Origin of the sequence: Blastococcus tunisiensis (assembly GCF_900112815.1) — a bacterium.
Lineage (GTDB): Bacteria > Actinomycetota > Actinomycetes > Mycobacteriales > Geodermatophilaceae > Blastococcus_B > Blastococcus_B tunisiensis.
In genome coordinates this window covers 1-21,404 of the sequence record NZ_FOND01000024.1, presented here as the reverse complement: position 1 = coordinate 21,404, position 21,404 = coordinate 1, and the positions used below count along the sequence as shown (strand labels likewise).

At 74.3% G+C, this 21,404-nt stretch carries 20 protein-coding genes; 6 read left to right on the top strand and 14 right to left on the bottom strand.

The genetic code is table 11. The features are described 5' to 3' along the window. Positions 1-5: 5 nt before the first annotated feature. The 5 genes from BM142_RS25545 to BM142_RS21290 form a co-directional block, all read right to left on the bottom strand. Positions 6-1,067, bottom strand: a complete 1,062-nt coding sequence (locus BM142_RS25545) for a transglycosylase family protein (RefSeq protein WP_305764379.1) — start codon at positions 1,065-1,067, stop codon at positions 6-8. 148 nt (positions 1,068-1,215) lie between these two features. Continuing rightward, entirely contained in the window at positions 1,216-1,887 is a 672-nt protein-coding gene (locus BM142_RS21305) for a TetR/AcrR family transcriptional regulator (protein ID WP_092203054.1), read from the bottom strand. Between the two features lie 72 nt (positions 1,888-1,959). Then, positions 1,960-3,465: an MFS transporter gene (locus tag BM142_RS21300; RefSeq protein WP_092203052.1), complete on the bottom strand. Its 1,506-nt coding sequence runs from the start codon at positions 3,463-3,465 to the stop codon at positions 1,960-1,962. A 280-nt stretch (positions 3,466-3,745) separates the two neighbouring features. After that, the gene (locus BM142_RS21295) at positions 3,746-4,807 is read right to left on the bottom strand and encodes a 3-deoxy-7-phosphoheptulonate synthase (RefSeq protein WP_254791125.1); all 1,062 of its coding nucleotides are present in this window, start codon (positions 4,805-4,807) and stop codon (positions 3,746-3,748) included. 268 nt (positions 4,808-5,075) lie between these two features. After that, a complete protein-coding gene (locus tag BM142_RS21290) occupies positions 5,076-6,254 on the bottom strand; it encodes an MFS transporter (protein ID WP_092203051.1) in 1,179 nt (392 codons plus the stop codon). 21 nt (positions 6,255-6,275) lie between these two features. Between BM142_RS21290 and BM142_RS21285 the strand changes: the two genes are divergently transcribed. Together BM142_RS21285 and BM142_RS21280 are read left to right on the top strand one after the other, a co-directional pair. Next, complete coding sequence (locus BM142_RS21285) at positions 6,276-6,875, top strand: TetR/AcrR family transcriptional regulator (RefSeq protein ID WP_092203049.1); 600 nt, start codon at positions 6,276-6,278, stop codon at positions 6,873-6,875. Between the two features lie 154 nt (positions 6,876-7,029). Beyond that, positions 7,030-7,917 (top strand): alpha/beta fold hydrolase, encoded by an 888-nt coding sequence (locus BM142_RS21280; protein WP_092203047.1) that lies wholly within the window; start codon positions 7,030-7,032, stop codon positions 7,915-7,917. A gap of 9 nt (positions 7,918-7,926) precedes the next feature. On the opposite strand, the gene serA is transcribed toward BM142_RS21280, so the two are convergent. Both serA and BM142_RS21270 read right to left on the bottom strand, forming a co-directional pair. Then, positions 7,927-9,132, bottom strand: coding sequence for a phosphoglycerate dehydrogenase (serA, locus tag BM142_RS21275; RefSeq protein WP_092203045.1), 1,206 nt, complete (start codon positions 9,130-9,132; stop codon positions 7,927-7,929). An 80-nt stretch (positions 9,133-9,212) separates the two neighbouring features. Then, complete coding sequence (locus tag BM142_RS21270; protein WP_175527397.1) at positions 9,213-10,538, bottom strand: aminotransferase class V-fold PLP-dependent enzyme; 1,326 nt, start codon at positions 10,536-10,538, stop codon at positions 9,213-9,215. A 476-nt stretch (positions 10,539-11,014) separates the two neighbouring features. Between BM142_RS21270 and BM142_RS21260 the strand changes: the two genes are divergently transcribed. Then, complete coding sequence (locus tag BM142_RS21260; RefSeq protein ID WP_092203039.1) at positions 11,015-11,230, top strand: helix-turn-helix domain-containing protein; 216 nt, start codon at positions 11,015-11,017, stop codon at positions 11,228-11,230. A gap of 83 nt (positions 11,231-11,313) precedes the next feature. Here BM142_RS21260 and BM142_RS21255 read toward each other — a convergent pair whose 3' ends face one another. From BM142_RS21255 to BM142_RS21230, 6 genes are all read right to left on the bottom strand, one after another. After that, the gene (locus tag BM142_RS21255) at positions 11,314-12,054 is read right to left on the bottom strand and encodes a B3/B4 domain-containing protein (protein ID WP_092203125.1); all 741 of its coding nucleotides are present in this window, start codon (positions 12,052-12,054) and stop codon (positions 11,314-11,316) included. A gap of 91 nt (positions 12,055-12,145) precedes the next feature. Further along, on the bottom strand, positions 12,146-13,819 hold the full coding sequence (locus BM142_RS21250; RefSeq protein ID WP_175527396.1) for a CocE/NonD family hydrolase: 1,674 nt from the start codon (positions 13,817-13,819) through the stop codon (positions 12,146-12,148). A gap of 97 nt (positions 13,820-13,916) precedes the next feature. Then, positions 13,917-15,314, bottom strand: coding sequence for a hypothetical protein (locus tag BM142_RS21245; RefSeq protein ID WP_092203035.1), 1,398 nt, complete (start codon positions 15,312-15,314; stop codon positions 13,917-13,919). A gap of 99 nt (positions 15,315-15,413) precedes the next feature. Continuing rightward, positions 15,414-16,241, bottom strand: a complete 828-nt coding sequence (locus BM142_RS21240; protein WP_092203033.1) for a PaaX family transcriptional regulator C-terminal domain-containing protein — start codon at positions 16,239-16,241, stop codon at positions 15,414-15,416. A gap of 121 nt (positions 16,242-16,362) precedes the next feature. Further along, positions 16,363-17,187: an alpha/beta fold hydrolase gene (locus BM142_RS21235; RefSeq protein ID WP_092203031.1), complete on the bottom strand. Its 825-nt coding sequence runs from the start codon at positions 17,185-17,187 to the stop codon at positions 16,363-16,365. Positions 17,188-17,224: 37 nt separating this feature from the next. Further along, positions 17,225-18,052 carry an alpha/beta hydrolase gene (locus BM142_RS21230; RefSeq protein WP_092203029.1) on the bottom strand — a complete coding sequence of 276 codons (828 nt, stop codon included), beginning with the start codon at positions 18,050-18,052 and terminating at the stop codon, positions 17,225-17,227. Between the two features lie 207 nt (positions 18,053-18,259). Here BM142_RS21230 and BM142_RS21225 point away from each other — a divergent pair, with 207 nt between their 5' ends. The 3 genes from BM142_RS21225 to BM142_RS21210 all read left to right on the top strand — a co-directional run bounded on the left by BM142_RS21225 (position 18,260) and on the right by BM142_RS21210 (position 20,904). Continuing rightward, entirely contained in the window at positions 18,260-19,291 is a 1,032-nt protein-coding gene (locus BM142_RS21225; protein ID WP_092203027.1) for a helix-turn-helix domain-containing protein, read from the top strand. 145 nt (positions 19,292-19,436) lie between these two features. Continuing rightward, positions 19,437-19,949, top strand: a complete 513-nt coding sequence (msrA, locus tag BM142_RS21220) for a peptide-methionine (S)-S-oxide reductase MsrA (protein ID WP_092203025.1) — start codon at positions 19,437-19,439, stop codon at positions 19,947-19,949. A gap of 556 nt (positions 19,950-20,505) precedes the next feature. Then, on the top strand, positions 20,506-20,904 hold the full coding sequence (locus BM142_RS21210; protein WP_254791124.1) for a hypothetical protein: 399 nt from the start codon (positions 20,506-20,508) through the stop codon (positions 20,902-20,904). Between the two features lie 163 nt (positions 20,905-21,067). On the opposite strand, the gene BM142_RS21205 is transcribed toward BM142_RS21210, so the two are convergent. Then, positions 21,068-21,404: integrase core domain-containing protein (locus BM142_RS21205; protein WP_139228977.1), on the bottom strand; the 337-nt coding region annotated here is incomplete at its 5' end.

Below are 21,404 nucleotides of genomic sequence, written 5' to 3'. Positions count from 1 at the left end.
CCGGCTCAGAGGTTCCGGCCGCAGGTGGGCCACGCGCCCCGCCCCTGGCCGGCCAGGACCTTCTCCGCGACGGCGATCTGCTGCTCGCGGGTGGCCAGGTCCGCCCGCGGTGCGTAGCTGCCCCCGCCGTATCCGAGCCAGGTGGAGGAGCTGAACTGCAGACCGCCGTAGTAGCCGTTGCCGGTGTTGATGCTCCAGTTGCCGCCGGACTCGCACTGCGCGACCGCGTCCCAGTTCCGCGCCGAGGAAACGGGTGGGGGCGCCGGGGAGCTCGTGCCGCCGGACGGCGGCGGGGAGGCCGGCGGCGGGGACGACGCCCGGGAGGCCCGTTCGGCGGCGTCCCGCTGCTGCTGCAGGTCCAGCAGCGCGGCCCGCACCTGGGCGAGTTCCTGCTCGGCGGCGGCCTGCTGCTCCCGGAGCCCGGCCACCACCCGGTCGGCCTCCGCCCGGGCGTCCGCGGCCGCCTCGACCGCGGCCCGGGCCGCCTGCTGCAGCCGGTCGGCCTCCGTCACCGCGCGCTGGGCGGCGGTCCGTGCCTCGACGGCGCGCTGCCGGGCGTTCGCCGCGCCGGCCACGGCGCTGCCGCGGTGGTCGCCCGCCGCGGCGAGGAGGGCGGCGCGCTCCATCATCTGCGCCGGGCCGTCGGCGGTGAGCAGGCCCTCGAGCAGCGGCGACGAGGACCCGCTCATGTAGCTGGAGCGGGCGAACCGGGCGACGGCATCCCGGGCGGCGGCGAGCTCCGCCTGCGCCCGCTGCGCCGCGTCGGCCGCTCCCCGGGCCTCGGCCCGCGCATCGGCCGAGGCCTGCCGCATCGCCGCCAGCTCGTCCTCGGCCCGTGCGGCGCGGGCGTCCGCCTCGTCGGCGGCGGCCTGCGCGGCGCCCGTCTGCTCCAGGAGCCGGCTCACCTCGGCGGCGGCGTCCTCGGCGTCCTGCGCCACGGCACCGACCTCGTCCCCCGGAGCCGCCGATGCGGTGCCGGGGACGACGAGCAGCCCGATCCCGACGGCCAGTCCCGCCGCCCGCAGCCGGCCCAGGCGCCGCCGGCGGAGCATCGCTGTTCCCTCCATTGCTCCCACCCTCCCCTCGGCAGCGCGATCAGGCCACCCCGAGAAACCGGTATCGGCCCGTCGCCACGGCGACGTGAGCGGCCTCCCGCGCACGGGTGAGGGCGCAGGGCCCGGCGTCGAGTGCGCATTCCCGGGGTCGACCGAGGGGTCAGGCCGGGCCGCCGCCGGACATCCGCTGGCAGCGCGTGAAGGTCGCGGCCGTGAGCTGCGCAGCGGTCAGGCCGTCGCTCGGGAGACTCGGCCCGCCGGGGCGCAGGCCGGGGAGGAGCAGCGCGAGGAAGCGCCGCCACACGGTGGGGGCGGTCCCCTCGGTCAGGTCGGCGACCGCGCAGAGCATCACGGTCAGCAGCGCGAAGTCCGCCATGGTGACGTCGGCGCGGACCTCCCCCGCGGCCTGGGCGCGCTCGACCAGGGCGACGAACGGCTCCATCAGGCGGTCCTGCAGCTGCTGCAGGTTGCGCGGGTCGGTGCTGCTCATCAGCACCTCCCGCAGGCCGCGGTTGACGCTCTGCAGGTCCATCGCGGACTCGAGGAAGCCCACCAGCCCGCGCCACGCGTCCTCGTCGGCCAGCGCCGCATCGGCGTGTGCGGACATCGTCGCGAACACCTCGTCCAGCACCGCGGAGGCCAGCTCGTGCTTGTTGGCGAAGTGCCGGTAGGCCGTGCCGACCCCGACGCCGGCCTCGCGGGCCACGTCGTCCAGCGTGGCCTCCAGCCCGCGGCGGGCGAACACGTCGCGGGCCGCGGCGAGCAGCAGCTCGCGGTTGCGGGCGGCGTCGCGGCGCAGCGGCCGGGCCGAGGTCTCCGAGGTGCTGGTCACGCCGGGTCCTCCGTCCGCTGCGCCGGTGCAGCTCGTACCCAGGATGTCACCCTGGCCTCGCGTCGTCGCCGTTCAGAGTGCCACGACCGGGGCCCCCTCCTCGACCTGCGGCACACCCGGCCGGATGAGCAGGCCGGAGAGCGCCGCCCCGGTGGCGAAGATGGCCGCGGCCCACCAGAAGGCCGTGGCGTAGCTGTGCACGGCCGCCTCGGCCACCAGCGTCGGGCCCGCGGCGTGCCCGGCGACCCAGTCGGCGGCGGCGGTCGCCGCGATCGTGTTGAGCAGCGCGGCACCTATGGCGCCGCCCACCTGCTGGGTCGTGTTGATCATCGCCGAGGCGACACCCGCGTCGCGCTCGTCGACGCCGGCCGTCCCCAGGTTCAGCGCCGAGGCGAAGACCAGCCCGAGGCCGACGCCGATCAGCAGGATGCCGGGCAGGATCGTCGAGGTGTAGGCCGACTCGATGCCGATCCGGGTGAGAACCACCATGCCGAGCGCCGACACCAGCATGCCGCCGGGCACGAGCAGCCGGGGCGACACCCGCGGCACCAGCAGCACGCTCGAGGCGCCCGCGGTGAGGACCAGCGCGCCGGTGACCGGGAGGAACGCCACGCCCGCCCCGACGGCGGTGTAGCCGAGGACGGTCACCAGGTAGTAGGTGAGGAAGAGGAAGACGGCGAACATGCCGGCCGACGCAGTCAGCATGGCCAGGTAGGAACCGCCCCGGTTGCCGTCCAGCACGACCCGCAGGGGCAGCAGCGGGGCGGCCACCCGCGACTCCAGGACGACGAAGGACACCAGCAGCACCGCGGCGGTGACCAGCAGCGCCACCGTGCCGCCGTCGGACCAGCCGTCGCTCTCCGCGCGGGAGAAGCCGAAGACCAGGGCGAACAGACCGGCGGGGACCAGCACCGTGCCGGGCAGGTCGAGCCGCGGGCGGTGCTCGGAGGGGCGGTGCGCCATGAGGACCGCCGCGCCCGCGATGGCCGCCGCCGCGAAGAAGAGGTTCACGTACATGGTCCAGCGCCAGGACGCGTACTCGGTGAGGACGCCGCCGAGCAGCAGCCCGATCGAGGCGCCGGCACCGGCGATCCCGCCGAAGATCCCGAAGGCCCGGGCGCGCTCCCGCGGCTCCGTGAACGTCGTCGTCAGCAGGGAGAGCGCGGCCGGGGCGAGCAGCGCCCCGAAGACGCCCTGCCCGGCGCGCGCCGCGACCAGCATCTCGAAGCTGACGGCCGCACCCCCGGCGGCGGAGGCGACGGCGAAGCCGGCCAGCCCGACGAGGAACACCCGCTTGCGGCCGAAGAGGTCGGCCACCCGGCCGCCGATGAGCAGCAGGCTGCCGAACGCCAGTGCGTAGGCGGTCACCACCCACTGGCGGTCCGCGTCGAGGAAGCCGAGGTCGGCCTGGGCGGCGGGCAGCGCGATGGTCACCACGGTCGCGTCCAGCACGACCATCAGCTGGGCGATCCCGAGCACGACGAGGGCCCACCACCTCCGGTCATGGCGGACGACGGGCAGGACCGCCCGGACGGCGGCCTCCGGTGGAGGTGGCGGTCCGGCCAGGGTCTGGGTCATGATTCCTCCGATCCGATGCGGAGACATGCTCTCCGCTTCACGGAGGAACCTAGAGCACAAACGGAGCCGCTGTCTCCGCTTTTCTGCCGACGGCCGGAGAATTCCTGCCGAACCGTGCGGGAACGGCAGCCGTCGTCGGTCTGCGCGGCGCACAGCTCGCCGCGCCTCCCAGGGGGCGGTCGGCCTCGCTCACCGGCCGAGCCGACCAGTCGGGCGCCGGCACGCTCCGACGGGGGCCGTGGCGGGCTCGCCCCGCGACCCGGCCCCGACGTCGATCCGCTCAGGCCCGCGCGAGGACCTCGCGCCGGGCTCGGGTGGCTGCCGCGAGCTCGGCGAACATCACCTCGGTGGTGTCGAGGTCGACGCACGCATCGGTGACGCTGCAGCCGTAGGTCAGCCGCTCGGGGTGGCTCTGGTCGAGGTCCTGCCGCCCTGCGACGAGGTTGCTCTCCACCATCACCCCGCGGATCGCCCGCTGTCCGTCCGCGACCTGCCCGGCGAGGTCACGCACCACGTCGAGCTGGCGCCGGTGGTCCTTCTGGCTGTTGCCGTGCGAGGCGTCGACCACGACGACCTCCGGCAGGCCCCGTGCGGCCAGCTTCCGCGTCGTCGCGGCGACGTGCTCGGCGGAGTAGTTCGGCCCGGACCGGTCACCCCGCAGGATCACGTGGCCGGTGTCGTTGCCCGTCGTGGACAGCTGGGCGCTGACGCCGTGGTGGTCGACACCCAGGAACTCGTGCGGTGCCCGTGCGGCCACGATCGCCTGGATCGCGGCGTCGATGCTGCCCTCCGGGGAGTTCTTGAAGCCGACGACCGAGGAGAACCCGGACACCCGTTCCCGGGCCGTCTGGTCGGTGACGTTGCGCGCACCGACGCCGTTGTAGGTGATCAGCCCGTCGACGTACTGCGGCGTCAGCGCGTTGAGCGGCTCGGCCGCCACGGGGACGCCCAGCTCGGCGATGGCGCACATGAGCATGCGGGTGGCGACCAGCCCGACGCTGATCCGGCTGGAACCGTCGAGGAAGGGGTCGTAGGCGAACCCCTTCCAGTCGACCTCGGTCCGCGGCTTCTCGGTGTAGGTCCGCATGAGGATCTCGAGGTGGTCACCGTGCCGGTCCCGCATGCGGGCGAGGAAGGCGGCGTACTCCAGCGCGGCGGCCGGGTCGTGGATGGAGCAGGGGCCGGCGATGACGGCCAGCCGGTCGTCGGCACCGGTCACGATGGCGGTGGCCGCCCGGCGGCCGGCCCGCGTCGTCGCGGCCGAGGCCGCCGGGATCGGGACGACGGTGGCCACCGAGGCGGGCGTGACGACGACGCTGAGCCCGGTGATGCGGGTGTTCACCAGCCCCCCGAGGTCGACGGGGCCGGCCGGCCCGAGCCCCAGCCGCTGCCGGACGTCCGGGAGCAGGTCGGTCAGCGTGGCGTCGATCTGGGTGTTGACCCGGGTCTGGACGTCGATCAGGAGGTCGGCGATCCGCGTCGCGTCCGCCAGGATCCGGTCGGTGGGGATGGGAGCCTCCTCGATCGGTCGCGTCCGGTCGGTCCGCGAACCCCGGCCGGCTCCGGCGGCCGGCCCCGGCCAGTGTGCCGCGCTGCCCCCGGGCGGCGGCTCAGGGGCCCTCTCGGGGCTCGGCCGCGGCCGCGGAGACCACCAGGAGCGCGGCCGCGGCGAGGAAGGCCGCCGGCGCGCCGGCGGCCCCGGTGGCCAGGCCGAGCGCGACCGACCCGACGGCCTGACCGACGGTGAGCCCGATGAACAGGATGGCCGCCGCGGCGGCCGCGACGTCGGGCGTCCGGTGCGCACCCCAGGCGATCAGCACGCCGCTGAGGGCGACGAAGGCACTGCCGAAGCAGGCCAGGGCCAGCGCCGCGGGGACGACGGACCCGGGCAGTGCACCCAGCAGCGCCGTGCCGGCGGCGGCCGCCACCACGGTGCCCCGCCACGCGGCCCGCAGGCCGACCCGCCGGACCAGCACCCCGCTGAGGCCACCCACCAGTCCGGCGGCACCGAGCAGGCACCACAGCAGGCCGGTGACCGCCGCGGAGAGGCCCCCGTCGGTGGTGAGCAGGTCCCGAGCGAACGTCCAGACACCGGCGCAGCCGGCGCCGGCGAGCAGGGCGGCGACCAGCGGGCGGCCGAGCCGCCCGATCTGCGCGCGCCCCTCCGGGCCGAGCAGCCCGCTCCCGCCCGGACCGTCCGGCACCGAAGCCCACCGGGTCCGGCGGTCCGCCCACGCGGTGGCCAGGAGCGCCACGACGGCGAACCCGGCCCACGACCAGCGCCAGGCTTCGGGGATCGACAGCACCAGCAGGCCGCCGACGACCACGCCGGCCCCGGTGCCGCTGTTCACCAGTCCCTGAGCCCGCGCCTGCTCCGGGAGCACGACGGTTCCCGCCACGGCGGCGACCAGCGCCGGGGTGGCGGCGCCCGCGCCGCTCCCGGCGATCAGTGCTCCGGCGGCGAGGGACCAGCCGTTCCAGGCGACGGCCACGAGCAGCGAGCCGAGCGCCGCGCTGCCACCGGCCACCCACAGGGCCCGGCGGGCGCGCCCCGTCCCGACGAGCCCGCTCGCCACGACGGCGGCGGCGCAGTAGCCGAGGTAGCTGCCCGCGGCGACCGCGCCGGCCGTGCCCGCCGAGAGCCCGAACGCCGTCCGGAACTGGGGCAGGTAGAGGCCGTAGCCGTAGCGGGCCAGGCCGTAGGTGACCGCGATGACGGCCAGCCCGGGGACGACGAGGGCGGCGGTCGGCGGGAGCTCGGTATCGGGACGTAACGATCGTTTCGGCATAACGGTCGTTACGATAGGGCGATGACGACGGCGTCCGCCACTCCACCGGCCCCCGAGCGGCTGCTGGCGGCGGCCGGCGAACTCTTCTACGAATCGGGCATCGCCGCCACCGGCGTCGATGCGGTCCTGGCCCGCGCCGGCGTCTCCCCCGCCACGATGTACGCGCACTTCGCCGGCAAGGACGCCCTGGTGGCGGCCTACCTCGAGCGACGCCACGAGACGTGGCGGCGGACCTGGGACGACGTGCTGGCCGAGCGCGACGACCCGGTCGACCGGCTGCTGTCGCTCTTCGACGCGGTCGCCCGGTACCGGTCCCGGGCGGGCAACCGGCGCGGCTGCGCGTTCCTGGCCGCGGGCACCGAGCTGCCGGCCGACCACCCGGGGCAACGGTGGCTGGAGGCCGACACCCGCCTGCTCGTGGACCGGCTGCGCGACCTCGCGGCGGACGCCGGCCTCGCCGACCCGGAGGATGCGGCGGCCACGCTGCTGCTGCTCTACGACGGCGCGATGAACCGGTTCGCCCGTGCCGCCACGACACCGAGCCTGCCCGTCGGCGACCCGCTGGGCCGGGCCCGCGACCTCGCCGCGGAGTGGGTCGGCACGCACGGCCGGACGGGGTGACCCGTCCGCCGGGACCGGCGGGCCGGACGGGGTGACCCGTCCGCCGGGACCGGCGCCTCTGCCGTTTGACCGGGGTGTGGACCGGGGCCACGATGGCCGCACCGTCCCGGCTCCGGCTCCCGCCGCGCGCCGGCCGCGAGCACCCGGAGGACGCATGAGCAGCGCAGAGACCATTCCGGTGCCGCACCTGGGCTCCTCCACCGTCGGCCAGCGGTTCGCCCGGCCCTACGACGCCTCGCTCCCGACGCTGGTCCTGGTCAACTCGTTCACCACGACCGTCGACCTGTACCGCCCCCAGTTCGCCGACGACGCCCTCGCGTCCGCGGCCAACCTGCTCGCGATCGAGCCGTACGGCCACGGCCGGACCCGCGCCTCCTACGACCAGTTCACCTACTGGGACTCGGCGATCGCGAACCTGCAGGTGCTGGACGCGCTGGGCATTCCCGAGGCCTTCGTCCTCGGCACGTCGCAGGGCGGGTGGATCGCGGCCCGCATGGCGATGCTCGCCCCGGGCACCGTGCGGGGCATCATCCCGCTCGGCACGTCGATGGACTTCGAGAGCCCGCGCAGCCGCAACCTCGGCTGCTGGGACGGCGTCGGCTTCTGCGCACCGGCCCTCGGGGCGCTGGCCGACCCCGTCGGCGAGGACTGGACGATCCCGACCGAGCTGGTCGACGCCGTCCTCGCCGAGGGCCTCGGCGAGGACGTGTCCGCCGACGAGCGGGCCTTCTGGCACGAGACGCACCAGCGGAACTACGCCGGCGACGCCGGCCGGGAGCGGCTGCGCCTCGCCACCGTCAACCTGAGCGCCCGCGACGGCCTGCACGACCGGCTGTACGGCGTCCGGTGCCCGGTGCTCTGGATGCACGGCACCGCCGACACCGTCTACTCGGTGGCCAACGCGGAGGAGGAGATCGCGCTCTTCGTCAGCAGCCCCGGTGCCGAGCTGCGCGTCGTCGAGGGGGGCCGGCACTTCCTGAGCGCCTCGCACCCGGCCGACGTCGACGCGGCCGCGATCGAATTCCTCGACCGCTGGGCGTGAGGCCCTCGCTCAGGCGGGCGGGGGGAAGGTCAGCAGGCGGACCGTCTCGGGCAGCCCGGCCAGGGCGGCCAGCAGCGCCGGGGGCAGCTCGCCGTTGACGTCGGTGACGACGTAGCCGAGCTCACCGCGGGTGGCGAGCACCTGGCCGTCCACGTTCAGGCCGTGCTCGCCGACCAGCGCGTCGACCCGGGCCAGGACCCCGGGCACGTTGCGGTGCAGCAGGGCGAAGCGGGCCGCCGAGGAGCCGTGCAGGGCCACCGCGGGCAGGCTCACGCTGAGCGTCGTCGTCCCGGCGCGGGTGTAGTCGGCCAGCTTCCCGGCGACGAACCGCCCGATGTCGTACTGCGCCTCCTGCGTCGACCCGCCGACGTGCGGGGTGAGGATGACGTTGGGCAGCCCGCGCAGCACCGAGGTGAACTCGTCGCCCTGCTTCTTCGGCTCCTCGGGGAACACGTCGACGGCGGCGCCGGCGATGTGACCGCTCAGGATGTGGTCGCGCAGGGCCTCGTGGTCGACGAGGAAGCCGCGGGAGAGGTTGAGAAACAGGCTGCGCGGGCGCATCCGCGCGAACTGCTCGGCACCGAACAGGCCGGCGTTCCCGGCCCGGCCGTCGACGTGCAGCGTCACGGTCTCCGCCCGCTCGAGCAGCTCCTCGAGGCTGCGGCACACCTCGGCGTTGCCCAGCGCCAGCTTCTCGTCGAGGTCGTAGTAGAGGACCCGCATACCCAGGGACTCGGCCAGCACCGACAGCTGGCTGCCGATGTTCCCGTAGCCCACGATGCCCAGCGTCCGGCCCCGGATCTCGTGGCTGCCGGTGGCCGACTTGTCCCAGACGCCGGCGTGCAACGCACGGTCGCGGTCGGTCAGCCGCCGGGCGAGGCTGATGATCTCCGCGATGGCCAGCTCGACGACGCTGCGGGTGTTCGAGTAGGGCGCGTTGAACACCGCCACGCCGGCCGCGGCGGCTGCCGGGAGGTCGATCTGGTTGACGCCGATGCAGAAGGCGCCCACCGCGGTCAGCTGCGGCCGGTGCGCGAGCACATCCGCGGTGACCTGCGTCTTGGACCGGATGCCGAGGAGGTCGATGCCGTCCAGCGCGGCGATCAGGTCGGCCTCGTCCAGCGCCCCCTTCTGCGACTCGACGTCGAAACCCGCCGAGGTCAGCAGCTCCACCGCCACCGGGTCGATGTTCTCCAGCAGCAGTGCTCTGGGCATGTCTGGTTCGTCTCCCTCGAGGATCGCGGTGCACCCATCCTCGCAGCCGCCGTCGGAGCGGCGGACAGGACGGGGGGCTATCAGCCGGCGCCCACCGGGTGCGGACGACGTCCCTGCCGGCCGGACACGGCGCGCAGGGCCTCCCCCAGGATCGCGACGTCGGCCAGGTCGGTGGCCGAGCTGCAGCTGACCCGCACCGCTCCGGGGAGCCTGTCGTCGCGGTCCGCCCGGGCGTCGGCGTGGAACCGCGCGACCTCGTCGTCGCCGAGGGCGAGCAGCCGGCTGAGGTAGGGGTGGGCGCAGAAGCACCCGCTTCGCACCCCGATGCCGTGCTCCTCGGCCAGCCGGCCGGCGACCTCTCCGTAGGGCATCCCGTCGATCACGAAGGCGGCGAGGGGCAGCCGGTCGCCGGCTGCCGGTCCCAGGCGGCGCAGCCCCGGAACGGTGGCGAGCTCCTCGTCGAGGGCCCGGACGAGCACGTCCTCGTGGCTGCGGCTCGCACCACGGGTGGCGTGCAGCTCCTCGGCGGCGGCGGCCAGGGCGACGACGCCGACGACGTTGGGCGAGCCCGCGTCGTCCCGGTCGGGCGGATCGGCCCACACCACCTCGTCGTAGGAGACCGCCCGCACCGCGCCACCGCCGACGAGGAACGGCTCCCCCTCGACGAGCAGCCGCCGGTCCACGACCAGGCAGCCCGCGCCGAAGGGCGCGAACATCTTGTGCCCGGACCAGGCGAGCGCGTCGATGCCGAGTGCCGCCATGTCGACCGGGCGGTGCGGCACGAGCTGCGCCCCGTCGACCACCACCAGCACGCCGCGCTCCCGGGCCGCCGCCGCGATCGCGCTCAGCTCGGGCAGCCAGCCGGTGACGTTGGACGCCCCCGACACCGCCAGCACGCGCGGGGTGGGGCGCGCGTCGAGGGCGGCGACCACGGCGCCGACGTCGAACGTCCCGGACCGGGCGACGTCGACGATCCGCAGCCGGGCGTGCCGCCGCCAGGGCAGCAGGTTGGCGTGGTGCTCCACCGCGGTGGTGACGACGACGTCGTCCCGGGTCAGCCCCAGCCGGAAGGCGAGCAGGTTGAGGCCCTCGGTGGTGTTCCTCGGGAACAGGGCCACGTGGGTGGCCAGGTCGGCGCCCACGAACCGGACGAGGCTCTCGCGCGCCTCCTCGTACCGGGCGCTGGAGAACCGGGACTTCGCACCGGCTCCCCGGTGGACGCTGGAGTACCACGGCAGGAACTCCTGCACGGCGCGGACGACCGCCTCCGACGCGGACGTGGTGGCCGCGGCGTCGAGGTCCACGTAGCGCCGGGGCACGCCGCCGACGGGGACGAGCAGGTCGCCGCCGACGAGGCGCTCCCGAGCGGGGAGGGTGGGTGTCCCGGACGAGGACGTCGCTGCCATGTCTCGCTCCAGTCCTGACCCCGCTGGGCATCTGGTCGACCGCGAGCAGAGCGTCCCACCGGAACCGGCATCGGTCGCCGTCCGCACGCACGGGACGGGCGCCGGCCGATCCGGTCCACCCCCTCTCCTGCCGCCACGCCGGGCACACGGGCAACATGTGACGAAGGGGACCGGTCCGTCTCGTCCCTGTTGCCCCTCGTCCGCCTCACTGCGGGCCATTACTTTCGGTAGCAGAACGGGCGCGCAACGTCGTCGACTGCGAGCCGGTCCCGCGATCCGAGCACCACACCGAGGAGAACCCCGTGACCCTTCCCCAGCGCTCCCCTGCTCCGGCTCACCCCCGCCCGGTCGCGTACGGCCAGCGTCCCCTCGGCCGTCCGGTCGTGCCGGCCGCCCGTCCTCCGGCTCAGCACCTCGCGGCTCAGCACGCGGCAGGCGTACGGACCGCGGGCGGCCACCCGGGGACCGGGCACCCGATGCCGTCCGGTGCGGTGCTGCAGCGGCCGGCTCCGCGCGCCGTCTCGTTCCTGACGGTGACCGAGGTGGCGGCCATCATGCGGGTCTCGAAGATGACCGTGTACCGCCTCGTGCACGCTGGCGAACTGGCCGCCGTCCGGGTCGGGCGGTCCTTCCGGGTCCCCGAGCCGGCCGTGCGCGACTACCTGTCCGGCGCCCGCACCGACGTCGCCTGACGACCGGGCACCCGTCGTCCGGTCCTACCCTCGCCGGTCGGCCCGAGCCGGCCGGCGTCCGGTCCCGCCCGGTTCGGCCCCCGTCACCCCGTCGATGAGCCGATCAGCCGGCGGTGGACGGCCGCGTCCGGGCTGAGTGCGAGCAGGCCGTCGGTGAGGGCATCGGCCGCCGCCTGCAGCTCGTCGTCGGTCATCGGATCGAGGGCGTCGAGGATGAAGACGGCGCTGCTCGTCGCGTCGGTGATCCGGGTGCGGGTCCCCTGGCGCCAGTTCCAGCGGCGGCACGTGACGCCCTGCTCGTCGCACCAGACCACCTCCCCGGTCTCCGGGTGCTCGACGACGGCCTCGCCGCCGGCGGTGGTGTCGAAGGGCTCGGCGCCTCCGGCGCGGATCAGCCGGGGCGGTCCGGCGTAGGCGGCGCGGTCCTCCCCGCCGAGCGGGAGCAGGTGGGCGATGGAGACGGCGTTGTAGACGTCGGTGATCCGGTCGATGCGCGGGAGGCCGTCCGGCTCGACCCGCCGCAGGAGCGCTTCGACGCTGGGCCGGGTGCGCTGCGGTTTCGCGCCGAAGGCCCGGTAGGCCTCCCGCCAGGCCGCCGGGTGCGGCAGCTGCTCCGGCGGCTGCCCGGCGAGCAGCCGCCGGGCCGTGCCCTCGCCGTTCGCCAGGATCCGCTCGCTGATCTCGTCGCTCGGCCCCCCGCGGAGCCCGTCGGCGGCCATCAGCATCGCCCGGTAGTCCGGCCTCAGGGCGAACACCGACGGATCGACGCGGGCGCCGGCCAGCCACCCGGCTGCCTGGCCGGCCGGCGTCCCCGTGTCCTGCATGGTGGTCACTGTGCCGGACTCCCCGACCCCGCCGTGACCAGCCCCTCCCCCGCGTCGACCGGCCGGGCGGCACCGGTCGGCCGCGACCGGGCTACGCCCCGGGCCCCTTCCGGAACCGGACCCGGTCGGTGAACTCGATCTCCGCCACGGAGCCACGGGCGCCGGTGGCGACGGCGATCACCCCGGTGGACCCGTCCGGCGCGAGCCGCGGGACGTCGCCGGTCATCAGGGTGATCCGCACCCGGTGCCCCTCGGCGAAGCGCCAGTGCGCCGGCTGGGTCTCGATGACGAACGTGGTCTCCTTGCCCGGTGTCACCGGCACGCTCTGCTCGTGCCCGAACCGGTGGCCGGCCCGGAGCCAGCCGGCGGCGACCTCGGTGACCCGGCCGTCGGGGGCGACGTCCATCACCTTGGCCACCAGGTTGCCGTCGCTGTTCGGCAGGGTCGCCTCCAGCGTGACCTCGGCCCGCCCGGCCAGCACCGCGTCGTGCACCAACGGGCCGGACGTGAACGTCAGCCGCCCCGCGTCCGCTGCGGCGTTGTCCGCGGACGGGTCCGTCGGCCGCGGGCAGCCGACCAGGCAGGTGGTGGCCGGACCGTCGTCCGGGGCGATCGGCAGGTCGAGGGAGCCCGGCGTGCCGGGACGCCGGTCCAGCACCCGGTCGGTCCCGAGGGCCAGCTCCGTGCCCTCCCCGTCCGCCGGCCAGTCGGCCAGCCCGACCCAGCGGCCTCCGGCGCCCGCCACCTCGTAGCTGGTCACCCGGGCCGCCGGGAGAGGAGCGTCGGGGTTCTCGCCCAGCCAGTGGTCGAACCAGGCGAGGGTGGCGCCGATCGGCATCGGCTCGGTCTCCTGCTCCCACGGGTCCGCGTGGGTCCACGGCCCCATGACCAGGTGGACGTCGTCGTTCCCGGCGTCGCGCAGGCCCTCGTAGTTGCCGATGGCCCCGGCTCGGAAGACGTCGAACCAGCCGCCGGTGAGCAGCACCGGCACCTCGATGTCCTCGTGCTTGTTCGCGACGTTCTGGACGTCCCAGTACTCGTCGTAGGTGGGATGGGCCGCGAAGGCGTCGAGTTGCCGCTGGTCGAAGGCCGGGTCCGCCACGTCGGGCGCGCCCACCCAGAGCCAGTCGGCGCCGGCCCGCGCTCCGCCCGGGTAGAAGATCTCCGAGTAGTTCTCCATCGGCGAGACGTTGGGCGCGATCGCTGCCAGGTGCGGCGGTTGCTCGGCCGCGATCTCGAGGGTCGTCTGCCCGCCGTAGCTCGTGCCGGAGGCCCCTACCTTCCCCGTGGAGTACGGCTGGTCGGCCAGCCACTCCACCGCGTCGTGGCCGTCCCGGCCCTGGATCGGCCACCGGGCCTCGAAGCCCGGCGCCGGGGAGATCCCGGTCCCGCGGATGTCACAGGACATGACGTTGTAGCCCCGCTGGCTGAAGTACGTGGCGAACTCGCCGTCCGCCTCCGCCACGGCCATGCCGTACGGCGTGTAGCTCCGGAGGATCCCGGGGAACTGCCCCGCCACCGGCGCGTCCCCGACGGCAGGTCTCGCGATGGTGCAACCGAGCTCGAACCCGTCGCGCATCGGCACCTGGAGCCGTTCCACGGCCGTGCCGTAGGTGGCCGGCCGGTCGTAGTCGAACCAGTCGAGCTGGGCGGCCGGGGCCGGATCGGTGGGGTGCGCGGCAGCCGGTGGGGCCAGCACCCCCGCCACGACCGCGCCGGTGATGGTGCCGATCACGCCGAGTCGGCGGGTCTGCCTGCTGAGCACGTGTCCTCCACGGGAACTGGGCGAGCAACGGGACGGCGACGGGCCGGCGCGGGTCGGGCACGCGAGGTGCCCGGCCCGACGCCGGATACCGGACGGATCAGAAGCGCGGCCGGCCGAACAGGCCGCCGCGGTCGCCCAGCCACTCCGCCGGCCGGTAGCGGGGCAGGATCTCCGACTCGCCCAGGCCGAGCGCCTCCGCCGCGGCATCCAGCTTCCGGGGGTGGGCCGCCGATCCCCAGCGGCCGGTGGCGACCCGCTCGTCGAGGGCCTCCACGGAGGCGACCAGCTCCGCCGGGGTGAACGCGCAGTGGCCCAGCCGCTGCACGAAGGCCTGGCGCAGCAGGCCCCCCGCGCCGGCGTGCCGCACGGTCTCCGCGTACTCCTCCTCGACCTGCACCGGCGCCAGGACGTCGTGCGTGGTGTGCAGGCTCAGCACCGGCACCTGCAGGTCGCCGGTGAGCTCGGAGGTGGCGTAGGCGGTCCGCAGCGCGTCCTCGTCCGGGGTCACCGACGCCGTCTCGGTGAGCCGGGCCAGGTCGGCGCGGAGGTCGAGTCCGGCCGCCCGGTACAGGGCCACCACCTGCGCGCGCTCGTCGGCGTGCTGCAGCAGCGCCCGGTAGTCGACGCCGGCGTTCCAGGACGGATTGCCGCCGACCGTGGTCTCGATGTCGACCCGGGCCGGGTAGGTGAACCCGAGGGCGACGGTGAACTGGGCGATCTGCGCGTCCACCTGCGCCTGGTAGTCCCGCGGGTCCGGCGCGGGCTGGCCCTCGGCCCAGCGGGGCAGGTGGTAGAGGGCGGCGGCGAGCGCGATACGCGCCCGGCCCGCGGGGTCGTCCTGCGCGGCCACGACGGCGTCGGTGAGCGTGCTCGCCGCGGCATTGACGGCGGCCAGGTCACCCCCGTAGTCGGCCAGCCGGACGTCGGAGCCCTCGGGGACGAGCAGCTGCGCGATCGCGTGGGCGCCGTCGAGCTGGTAGTTGAGCAGGTCGACACCGCCGTGCATCAGCCCGCAGGTGGGCAGCGCCCCGTCGATCGGCGCGCCCGGCATCTCGGCCAGCTGCCCGGTCACCAGGCCGCCCATGGAGGTTCCGACGGCGAGCACGCGGGAGGGCTCCCCGACCGCGGCGCGGAACGCGTCCAGGGTCTGCAGCTGGTCCTCGGCGGCGGTGTCCAGCGTCCAGCCGCCACGCTCGTAGGAGGAGCCGACCAGGGCGTACCCGCGGTCCAGCAGGGCCTGCCGGGTCGCGTCGTCCGGGGCGTTCTCGGGGGTGGGCGGGATGGGGAAGAAGCTGGGCCGGTAGCCGTGGCCGTACAGGAGCACGGTGCCGTTCCAGTCGGCGGGGACGTCGGCGACCCAGGCGGTGGCTCCGTCGTCGACCGTCCCCTCGATGTGCCGCGGACCCGAGGGTTCCTCGGCGGCGGCGGACGGGATGGAGACGAACGCGATGGCAAGGGCGCAGGTCATGGCGGTGGCGAGGGATCGGGGGGACATCGGCTTCCTCACGACGGTTCCGGGGATGCCGGTGACGCTAGGAGTCCACCAGACGCGCGTCAACGAATTGCCGAACATCTGTGTGAGCCAGACCACGGCTCACCGTCGGGCCCGCGCGTCCTGCACGAGGTCGGCGAAGGCCGCCCGCGCCCGCGGCTCCAGGGACGCGAAGGCGGCGCGGTGCGCGCGCGCCGATCGGTGAGCGGGCCAGTCCTCGCCCAGGTACCGCTCGGGCAGCACCGGGTCGAGCCGCAGCAGCCGGATCCAGTGGGCGCCGAGGAGGGTGAACGAGGTGAGCGGGTCCCCCTCCCGCGGCGCAGGTCGCTCCCACCGGTGGAGGAACTCCTCGTGCTCCCGGCGCAGCGCGTCGAGGTCCCAGGCCCGGGCGACGAACCGGGCGACGTCCGTGCCGGCGGCGGGAGCGGCCAGGAACCCGTCGACCTGCAGGCCCTCGACCTCGGTGTCGACACCGATGATCGAGTCGAGGGCGACGCGACCGGGAGCGATCCACAGCCCGTCGCGCAGGCAGCCGAAGCGGGCCCAGGTCAGCCGGGACCGCAGCCGGTTCCGGACGTGCCGCTGGGTCTCGGGGAGGGAGAAGCTCAGCAGCGTCCAGTCGGTGCTCGTCTGGTCGAACGGATCGACCGCCTCCACGCGCTCGCGCCCCTCGCGCAGGAGCCGCCGGGACCTGACGGTCAGGCCGTAGCTGACCACTCTCCCGTCCTGGTGCCGGGTGAGCAGACCGCGCCCGGCGAGCCGGGTCAGGACCGACCTGGTGGCGTCGTCACCGACCCCCAGGGGCCGGAGCACGTCCAGGAAGACCCGCGTCGGAAGGGGGTCCTCGTACTCGTCGAGGATCAGTGCGCCCCCCAGTGCGAGCAGGAGATCCTGCGGCTTGAAGCGCACCTCGGCGGCGCCGTCCGTCATCCACCCTCCCAGGGCCGACGCGGCGGGCCCTGCCGCCGACCCTCGAGAGTCTTCTTCCCCGTGCCCGGAATCGGCTACAGGCGCCGCCCCGGTTCCCCCATCGGCGTCACCCAACCCTCGGTCAGCCCTGGATGAAGGCCAGCAGATCCGCGTTGATCGTGTCGGCGTGCGTGGTCGGCATGCCGTGGGGGAAGCCGGCGTAGGTCGTCAGCGTCCCGTTCGGCAGCAGCTCGGCCGAGAGCGGTCCGGAGTCGGCATAGGGCACGACCTGGTCGTCGTCGCCGTGCATGACGAGTACGGGCACGGTGATCTTCTTCAGGTCGTCGGTGAAGTCGGTCTGGGAGAACGCGACGACGCCGTCGTAGTGCGCCTTGGCGCCGCCCATCATCCCCTGGCGCCACCAGTTCTGGATGACCGCTTCGATCGGTTCCGCACCCGGCCGGTTGAACCCGTAGAACGCGGTCGCGGCGAGGTCGCGGTAGAACGCCGACCGGTTGGTGGCCACCTGGTCCTGGATGCCGTCGAAGACGCTCTTGGGCAGCCCGCCCGGATTGGCGTCGGTCTGCACCATGATCGGCGGCACCGCACTGATCAGGACCGCCTTCGCCACGCGGTCCTCCCCGTGCCGGGCGAGGTAGTGCGCGACCTCACCACCGCCGGTCGAGTGCCCGACGTGCACCGCGTCGTGCAGGTCGAGGTGTGCGGTCAGTGCCGCGAGGTCGTCGGCGTAATGGTCCATGTCGTGCCCCTCGCTCACCTGCGCCGAGCGACCGTGCCCTCGCCGGTCGTGCGCGACGACGCGGTAGCCGTGCCGGAGGAAGAACATCATCTGGCTGTCCCAGTCGTCGGCCGACAGCGGCCAGCCGTGGCTGAAGACGATGGGTCGCCCGGTGCCCCAGTCCTTGTAGAAGATCTCCGTGCCGTCGGCCGTCGCGATGGTGGGCATGGGTGAGTGCCTCCTGGTTGCGGTTGCGTGGATGTGGTCAGCCGTGCCCGACGCCCGTCGACGTGGCGACGTCGTGACGGGTGAGGAACTCCAGGGCGGTGTCGGCGATCTCCCGCCAACCCGCATCCGCGCCCATGGAGTGCCCCCGGTCGGGGAACACCCTCAGCTCGGTGACGCCCGGGTTGCGGGACTGGATCCGGTAGGCGGCCCGGACGGTGGCCTCGGGCACCGTCCGGTCCTTGCCGGCGGCGATGAGCAGCACCGGGCCGCGCTCCCGCCGGGTGTCGACCGAGGCCTCGCTGCGCAAGCTGACGTTCGCCACGCTCGCCTGGAAGAGCGGCCGGGCGGGCGAGGGGATGCCGTAGGCGGCATACAGCGCGTCGGACTCCGGACGGGGGACGGCGTTGGCGAAGGTCCTGGCGAAGCTGTCGGCGCTGTGCGACCAGGTCTTCTTCCGCAGCCCGGGGCGGGAGAGCACCGGCCAGGCGGTGCGCAGTTGCGTCGGCGGCAGGGCCAGATTGCCCTTGAACTGAGCCGGGGACAGGACGACGCAGGCGCGGCTGACGCCCATGCCGTGCAGCCGCTGCGCGACCAGGCCGCCGAAGGAGTGGCCGATGACCACCGGTGGGGAGGCGAGCCCGGAGATGATCTCCGAGTAGTGGTCGGCGATGTCGCCGATGCCGTAGCCGGCGACCGTGTCCGGATTCGCCCGGGCCTCCTCGGCGGTGGGCGGTTCACCCGGCCAGCCCGGAGCGATGGGCTCGTAGCCCCGAGCGGCGAAGTACTCGACCCACGGCTCCCAGCTCGTGGCGTGCAACCAGAGTCCGTGCACGAAGACGACGGGTGTGCCGGCGGGAGCGTTCACGGGACCTCCCCGAGGGGTCGCGGCCGGGCGGGTCGCGAACTGGTCCGGACGCTAGGGCCGCCGCCGGCCCGCGGATGTGCCCTCGCTGACGATCTGCGGACCCTGGCTGCCGGCCCGAGCGCGACGTGGATGTCTTCACATCCGGTCCGGCGCAGGCCAGGATCGCTCTCGTTCGCACGTCGTGGGGTCCTCGCGCAGGGAGCACCCGTGGTCACCCTCCTCGACACCGACCGTCTGGACCCCGCCGGACGCCGCCCCGCTCGGGTGGCCGAGCGGCTCGAGGCCGCCCTGGTGTCCCGCATCCACTTCGCCGACCCACGGGAGCCCGCCCGGGCCCGGCTCGACGCCTGGGACCTCGGCGGCATCTCGGTGCTGCGGTTGGAGCTCTCCGGCGAGCTGACCCTGAGCCGCTCGCGTCGCCAGATCGGCGCGGACGCCGCGCCGACGGTCTCCTTCGCCGTCCAGGAACGGGGCGTCGCCCTGCACGAGCACCTCGGCCGTCAGCGCGTGGTGCCGCGCGGCGGCCTGGCCGTGACCGAGGTCGCCTCCCCCTACGGGTACCACTGCTCGGGGCCCGGGATCTGCCGGGCGGTGCAGGTGCCCGTCGGCCGGCTCGGCCTGCCCGTCGACGTGGTCCGACGGGCCCTCCCCCGGATCCACCGCAGCCCCCTCTTCGGCCTGGTGCGCGGGCACCTGGAGCACCTGAGCCGGGATGCGCAGCTGCTCGCGACCGACCCGACCGCGCCGTCGGTCGCCGGCGCGACGGTGGACCTCGTCCGCGCACTCCTCGCCTCGGCGGGCGCCACCGGCCGGTCCGTCGACGACGTCGTCGAGGAGACACTGCTGACCCAGGTACGCGGCTACGTCCGCCGGCACCTCACCGAGCCGGGCCTCGACGTCGAGCAGATCGCGGCGGCGCACGCCATCTCGGTCCGTCAGCTCTACCGGCTGTGCGCGGCGGCCGGCTTCAGTCTCGAGCAGTGGATGATCCACCAGCGGCTGGAGGGAGCGCGCCGGGATCTGTCCGATCTCGCCCACCGCGACCGCTCGATCGCGGTGGTCGCGCGGCGCTGGGGATTCACCGATGCCTCGTACTTCAGCCGCCGCTTCCGGCAGGCCTTCGGGACGACGCCTCGCGAGTGGCGCCATGCTGCCTCGCCCCGCGGGCCGGTGGCCCGGAAGCTGCGGAACCGCCGACCGGACGTCGGCGAGCGGGCTGTGACGCCCACGCATCCGTAGCCCACGTCTCGGTCACGGCGGCGACCCCTCGCCGAGCGTGGACGTTCCCCACCGCCGGCGTGACGAGCGGTGCGGGCTCGCGCGGAAACACACGGGCCGGTCGCCGTGTTCTCCTGAGGCGTCCATCGGAGAGAAGAGGCAGACGATGACCACTGAGACGGCGATCCTGGCCGGCGGTTGCTTCTGGGGTGCGCAGGACCTGCTGCGCAAGCGCCCGGGAGTGATCAGCAGCCGCGTCGGCTATTCGGGAGGCGACACCCCGAACGCCACCTACCGGAACCATGGTGACCACGCGGAGGCGGTCGAGATCGTCTTCGACCCCGCCGTGATCTCCTTCCGGGAGCTGCTCGAGTTCTTCTTCCAGATCCACGACCCGTCGACGAAGGACCGGCAGGGCAACGACGTGGGTCGCAGCTACCGCTCGGCGATCTTCTACACCAGCGACGAGCAGAAGCGCGTCGCCGAGGACACCATCGCCGACGTCGACGCGTCCGGGCTGTGGCCGGGGAAGGTCGTGACCGAGGTGACGGCGGCCGGCCCGTTCTGGGAGGCCGAGGAGGAGCACCAGGACTACCTGCAGAAGTACCCGTACGGCTACACGTGCCACGTCGTGCGGCCCGACTGGGTGCTGCCGCGCCGCGAGGCGCAGACCGCCTGAGGACCTGAGCCCGGAACGGCGGGCACCGCTGCGAGGGGTGGGCGATCCGACGGGTCGCCCACCCGTTCAGCGATCCAGGCGCTGGGTTTCGACGCGCGCGAGCTGCGGTCCCGCTGGGCCGAGGATCTGGACCACCGGACGACGACCGCGGGCCACCTCATGGCCGAGGAAGCGCCGGCCGAGGTGCTCACCGTGGTGCGCGACCTGCTGACCCGTGCGCCGGCGCCGGCCCGCGCCCGGCGTGACCTGAGCCGCGCCGTGCACGGCAGCGGACCCGAAAACGCCCGCACCATGCACCGCCCCGGCCCTCCCGCCATGAGTGCCGTGCCTCGTCGGACAACGCCTGCATTCTCGCGCGGGAATGCGGTCGAGTTCGTTTCGCAACACCTTCTGCTCGCCTGCTGGCCGGTCTAGCGTCGACCGCAGCGACCTGGGGGTGGGTGCGATGCGTCCGTCGACACACGAGCCACGAAATCGTCCTCGACCCCTGGTCGCCCTGTTCGCTCTCGGAGGGCTGGTCATCGCCACGGGACTGGCCGTGGTGGCGATCGGGGTCATGGACCTCGTCGCGGCCAACTCACTCCCCGACCCGTTTCACGGGGAGGGCCCCCAGGCCCTGGCGGACGGCGCCAGCCGGGTCACGTGGGGGGCAGTGGTGTTCACGATCGGCTGCTACATCTGGCGCGCAGCACGCCGCCGCGGCGGGCGGGACCGGCTGGGCAGGGCGCTCATCATCGCGGGATACGTACTTCTCGGTGTGGGACTGGATCGGACTCTTCATTCGGTCGTCGGGATCTGGGCCGTCCCGACCGACGAGGGAACCGACGTCCTGGTGGAGGCCATGCTGAACTTCCTCGGGTGGGGAGTCCCGGCAGCCTTCCTCGTCTGGCTCGGTGTTGATCTGGCCGACGAGGAAGTGATCATGACGGCCTCGTTCGAGGCGAGAAGAGGCTAGGCCTGGCTGCTGGCCTCCCAGCCCCGGCTCGTGGTCGGTTGCCTCGATGCCGGCACGCGGCGGCTGTCGCGGAGCGGCCACACGCAGCTCACCTGCGGCACCCCGTGCCCTGGCACTGGTCCGCAAGGTCACCGACGAGCGGTTCGTCTGTCTCGCCCCGAGTTCAGTGGAGACTCGGAACTGACGCGGCGACGGTAGTCGCCACGGGGTTGTGCCGGTAGAAGTGGTCCTCGTGCTCGGCCGGTGGGATCAGGCCGATCTCGCCGTGTAGGCGTCGGTGGTTGAACCAGTCGACGTACTCGGCGACGGCGATCTCGAGGTCGTCGATGCCCTTCCAGGGGCCGCGGTTGCGCACGAGTTCGGCCTTGAAGAGGGAGTTGAAGGCCTCGGCGAGGGCGTTGTCGTAGGAGTCGCCGGTGGAGCCGACCGACGCGACCGCGCCGGCCTCGGCGAGGCGCTGGGTGTAGCGCACGGCGACGTATTGAACGCCCTTGTCCGAG

Bases quoted from the DNA above. Each gene is read 5' to 3' on its own strand.
- BM142_RS21235 (WP_092203031.1), bottom strand. From the start codon at position 17,187: ATGCCCACCATCGCGACGGCCGACGGCACGGAGATCTTCTACAAGGAC.
- msrA (WP_092203025.1), top strand. From the start codon at position 19,437: ATGACCACTGAGACGGCGATCCTGGCCGGCGGTTGCTTCTGGGGTGCG.
- BM142_RS25545 (WP_305764379.1), bottom strand. From the start codon at position 1,067: ATGGAGGGAACAGCGATGCTCCGCCGGCGGCGCCTGGGCCGGCTGCGG.
- BM142_RS21285 (WP_092203049.1), top strand. From the start codon at position 6,276: ATGACGACGGCGTCCGCCACTCCACCGGCCCCCGAGCGGCTGCTGGCG.
- BM142_RS21240 (WP_092203033.1), bottom strand. From the start codon at position 16,241: ATGACGGACGGCGCCGCCGAGGTGCGCTTCAAGCCGCAGGATCTCCTG.
- BM142_RS21260 (WP_092203039.1), top strand. From the start codon at position 11,015: ATGCCGTCCGGTGCGGTGCTGCAGCGGCCGGCTCCGCGCGCCGTCTCG.
- BM142_RS21210 (WP_254791124.1), top strand. From the start codon at position 20,506: ATGGACCTCGTCGCGGCCAACTCACTCCCCGACCCGTTTCACGGGGAG.
- BM142_RS21270 (WP_175527397.1), bottom strand. From the start codon at position 10,538: ATGGCAGCGACGTCCTCGTCCGGGACACCCACCCTCCCCGCTCGGGAG.
- BM142_RS21255 (WP_092203125.1), bottom strand. From the start codon at position 12,054: ATGCAGGACACGGGGACGCCGGCCGGCCAGGCAGCCGGGTGGCTGGCC.
- BM142_RS21280 (WP_092203047.1), top strand. From the start codon at position 7,030: ATGAGCAGCGCAGAGACCATTCCGGTGCCGCACCTGGGCTCCTCCACC.
- BM142_RS21245 (WP_092203035.1), bottom strand. From the start codon at position 15,314: ATGTCCCCCCGATCCCTCGCCACCGCCATGACCTGCGCCCTTGCCATC.
- serA (WP_092203045.1), bottom strand. From the start codon at position 9,132: ATGCCCAGAGCACTGCTGCTGGAGAACATCGACCCGGTGGCGGTGGAG.
- BM142_RS21290 (WP_092203051.1), bottom strand. From the start codon at position 6,254: ATGCCGAAACGATCGTTACGTCCCGATACCGAGCTCCCGCCGACCGCC.
- BM142_RS21300 (WP_092203052.1), bottom strand. From the start codon at position 3,465: ATGACCCAGACCCTGGCCGGACCGCCACCTCCACCGGAGGCCGCCGTC.